The sequence below is a fragment of the Elstera litoralis genome (assembly GCF_000963705.1).
In the GTDB taxonomy this organism is placed as follows: Bacteria; Pseudomonadota; Alphaproteobacteria; order Elsterales; family Elsteraceae; genus Elstera; species Elstera litoralis.
The window spans coordinates 1-4,040 of sequence record NZ_LAJY01000330.1 but is presented as its reverse complement, the minus strand read 5'-3'; the positions used below and the strand labels follow the sequence as shown (position 1 = coordinate 4,040).

General features: G+C 59.5%; 4 protein-coding genes. 3 read left to right on the top strand and 1 reads right to left on the bottom strand.

Translation table 11 applies throughout. The features are described 5' to 3' along the window. Positions 1-161: 161 nt before the first annotated feature. The 3 genes from VZ95_RS12935 to VZ95_RS12925 are packed head-to-tail and all read left to right on the top strand — an operon-like array spanning position 162 to position 3,761. Entirely contained in the window at positions 162-1,616 is a 1,455-nt protein-coding gene (locus VZ95_RS12935; RefSeq protein WP_156995283.1) for a hypothetical protein, read from the top strand. Positions 1,617-1,639: 23 nt separating this feature from the next. Further along, positions 1,640-2,371, top strand: coding sequence for a response regulator (locus VZ95_RS12930; protein WP_045776209.1), 732 nt, complete (start codon positions 1,640-1,642; stop codon positions 2,369-2,371). Next, the gene (locus VZ95_RS12925) at positions 2,352-3,761 is read left to right on the top strand and encodes a sensor histidine kinase (RefSeq protein ID WP_052711747.1); all 1,410 of its coding nucleotides are present in this window, start codon (positions 2,352-2,354) and stop codon (positions 3,759-3,761) included. The genes VZ95_RS12930 and VZ95_RS12925 overlap by 20 nt, the downstream gene beginning before the upstream one ends. Here the strand turns inward: VZ95_RS12925 and VZ95_RS25630 are convergent. Then, on the bottom strand, positions 3,758-4,040 hold a 283-nt coding region (locus VZ95_RS25630), incomplete at its 5' end, for an alpha/beta fold hydrolase (RefSeq protein WP_045776208.1). The two genes, VZ95_RS12925 and VZ95_RS25630, sit on opposite strands and share 4 nt — an antisense overlap.

The window sequence follows — 4,040 nt, the reverse complement described above, 5'->3', positions numbered from 1 at the left end:
GCAGAAGGGGGCAAAGCAATGAAATCCTTGGGTTTGAACGATTTCCGCTACTTGTCTATTGCCCCACTCCGCCTCAGTGTCATTGAGCAATAGAGATTGTTATTATTTCTGCTATGACAAGTGTGCAGCAAAAAATCAAAAGTGATGAATCGGGCAACCGTATGGTGCATTGCACCACGGTAGAAGATTTGTTTTTACCGGCTGCGCGCAGCCTAATCGGTACGCTTGCGCGGCCGTTCCTGGATCAGATGGCGATTACGCCGACCGAACTGATTTATTCGGCGCGCAATCATTCCCGCATCGATGGCGCGGGAACTTTGCTGCGGGATATCACCGAGCGGGCATCGGCGCTTCAGGCCAAAGCTATCGGGCAGAAAACTTTCGACCGCGTCCGCGAGATTCAAGCGCTGCTGGAGCAACTCTCCATCAAAATTCGCGCTTTCGAAGCTGCGGAGCCGGCGATTGTTTTAAAGCCCGGCGAGTTTGTTGCGCAAGTAAGCCAGATTATGCGGTCTGGGCCGCCCGATATCGCCAATTTACGCCTGCAACGCATGCTGATCGATACGCTCGCCGGGTGCAAAAACTGGCTTGAGAAGATCGAGCGCATGTATGCTCTGGCGCTGGAAGCCGCCAATTCGCCCTATTTGCCGATCATGGATGGGTTGCTGGCCGAGAGCGTTATCAGCGATCTAGCGCAAGAATCCTTCTTTGGCCGCCGAATGGTGTTGGAAGATAAGATCGACGATCTGATCGACATCTATAAAGGCACCTACCCAACGCGGCGGATGGGCGAGCCCCACGCCACCGCCAAAAAGCTTCAGCAACTGCTAAAAGATCTCGACCTGCCGGAAACCATGACCGCGATTGAGACCAGCATTATTCAGCAGTTGGCCTCGCGCAATCCCATCGCCTCGTCGGAGTTGATGACGGAGTTGCGCGCCACCCATTCCGTTCTGGGGCGCTTGCGCCACAACGACCGGATTTTGGGCGGGCGGCGCGCGCTGGAGTTTATCGACAAACGCATGGGCCGCCTGCTAACCGAAGAAACGATTGCGGATTATATTCGCAATCAGGGCAGCATGGGCGAAAAGGTCACGCGCCTACTGGAAATCTATGCCGTTACCTTCGGCCCGAATAATAAGAAGATCCTTGAAGGCTTCTTGCAGCGTTATTTTGCCGATGAAGACTTCGACCGCCGCTTGCTGACGGGCGAGGGCTCGGGCGCGCATAAACTGCGCATTCTGGCCAATCTTTATCGGGCGATTATTGCCGCCCCCTTAGGCAGTGGCGAGAAGGCGGCTTTTGGTCAGAAAATCGCCGGAATGCAAAGCGCCTTCATTTCATCGACGCGCTTCTTCGCCAGTATCGAAAAACAGACGATGTCGACGGCGAAAAAAGCGTTTCAGGTGATCGATTATTGCCAGGAAGGCTGCTTTATTCCGGGCGAGAATCTGGAAAAAGCCAAAGCCCTGGCACGCCATTATCTGAGCCGCCCGGACTTTATGGATACTTATGTCGGGCATATTCCGTCGCAGGAAGGGAAGCGCGAAATGCTGTCTTCCTTGAAAGAGCGGCTGGATAAACTCGGGATTCCGCTGCCGAGCCCGCAGCGTTAAGCGACTCTCGTAAGGTACCTAGCATGGTGCTGCCCGCAACCGACCCTGCTCCGCCTTCCGCGTTGGTGCTGATCGTCGATGACGACACGCGCCTCAGCGATCTGCTGCAACGGTTTTTGGGCGAAAACGGCTTTCAGACCGTTGCCGTTCAAAGCGCCGATGCGGCACGGGAGAAGTTGGAGCAACTGGCCTTCGATATTCTCATCGTCGATGTGATGATGCCGGGCGAAAGCGGGATCGATCTCGTGCGCTCCCTGCGCAACGAACAGGATGTGCCCATCCTGTTTCTCACCGCCCTCGGCGAAACTGACGACCGCATCGCCGGGCTTGAGGTTGGGGCCGATGATTATCTGGTCAAACCCTTCGATCCGCGCGAATTGGTCTTGCGGCTGCGTACGATCCTGCGCCGAACCGCCGCCGTGCCGCCGACGCCCCTCTCCGACAGCGACGCGCTGGAGTCGGACGCCGCCCAATTCGGCCCCTTTCGGTTCGACTCGAAACGCCGCTTGCTCACCCGCAATGGCGACGCGATTTACCTGACCTCCGGGGAAGCCGATCTGCTAGTCGCCCTGGTCGCCAACGCAGGTCAGCCGCTCGCCCGTGAGGACCTCGCCCCCGACGACCGCGCGACGATCACCGACCGGGCGATTGACGTAGCGATCACGCGGCTGCGTAAGAAAATAGAAACCGATCCCAAGTTCCCGCGCTATCTGCAAACGATCCGGGGCAAGGGCTATGTTCTCCATCTCGACTAAGCGGCTGCGCCAGCGCTGGCCGAACCTCGTGCCGTGGCTCGATCTGTTTCGAATCAAAAATTATCTTCCGAAGAACCTCTATGCGCGCTCGCTGATGATTATCGTCACGCCGATGATTATCTTGCAAATCGTCACGACGTATATCTTCTTCGAGCAGCATTGGAATATTCTCTCGCGGCGGCTGTCGGGCTCGGTCGCGGGCGAAATTGCCTTCGTGCTCAGCCAGATCGAACAAACCTACCCACGCGACCCGGCGGCCATCGCGCCGATGCTGACCGATGCCGAAAGCGCCACCGGCGTTACTTTCGCTTTTACCGCCCATGAGATTTTGCCGAACGTCGAACCAGGCATCGTGATGGAAGCCTATGGTGATACGCTGGTCTCCGCCCTCGCCGAAAGGTTGCGCCGCCCCTTCCGCCTGCGCGACGCCGAGGATGATCGGATGATCGTCATCGAAGCGCAAACGTCGGATGGGGTGTTGCGCGCCTGGGTGAACCGCAAGCGCATCTTCACCTCCACTACCTATGTGTTCGTCTTGTGGATGGTCGGAACGTCGCTGCTGCTGTTCGGCATCGCCAGCGTGTTCATGCGCAATCAGGTCCGCCCGATCCGGCGGCTGGCGGAAGCAGCGGAACGCTTCGGCAAGGGCCAGCCCGTCGGCGAGGTGAAGCTGGAGGGGGCCACCGAAGTGCGCCGCGCTGCGCTGGAATTTTCCCACATGCGCGAACGCATTACCCGGCAGTTGCAACAGCGCACGGAAATGTTGGCGGGCGTTAGCCACGATCTGCGCACCCCCCTGACTCGGCTGAAACTTTCAGTCGAACTCCTGGGCGCGCATCCGGATCAGGAGCCGATGCGGCAAGATATTCTGGAAATGGAGAAAATGCTGAACGCCTACCTCGCCTTCGTCAAGGGCGAAGGGCGGGAGCTTTCGACCGAAACCGATCTGCTGCCGATGATCGACGGGATTTTCAGCACCCTGCGGCGCGGCCCCTACCAGGATCGGCAGCTCTTGTTACACGTCGATGCCGATGTTGGCCCGCTGCTGGTGAAGCCCGAGGCGATGCGCCGTTGCCTCAATAATATCCTGCAAAACGCCGCCCGGCACGCAACCCGGATCGAGGTAAGCTTAAGCCGCCACGGCGGGTTCCAGACCATCGAGATTCGCGATAATGGGCCGGGTATTCCGGCTAAACTGCGCGAAACCGTCTTCCGGCCCTTCTTTCGGGTCGAAGCGGCGCGCACGCCGCGCACCTTGGTAGGCGATGAGGGCGGCGTCGGCCTCGGCCTCACCATCGCCCGCGATATCGTGCGGGGGCATGGCGGCGACATTAGCCTGTCCGATAATGCGCCGCAGGGGCTGGTCGTAACGATCCGCCTGCCGCTTTAACCCCTCACTTCGGCGACGAACTCAGCAAGGGCGGCATTCACGGCGTCCGGCTGTTCGATCTGCGGCGCGTGGCCTGCCCCGTCGAGCAGCGTGAGGCGCGCGTCGGGATAGGTTTCCCGGTAAAAATCGGCGAGTTTTGAGCCGTAGATGCGGCTCTGTGCCCCCAGCAGCACCCGCAGCGGCAGGCCGCAGTTGCGCAAGGCCGCGCGCGCGTCGGTTTCGGCGAGCGAGCGCCACAGCGCTGCCAGTGTCGGCGCATCCTGCGCGCTGATCCGCGCC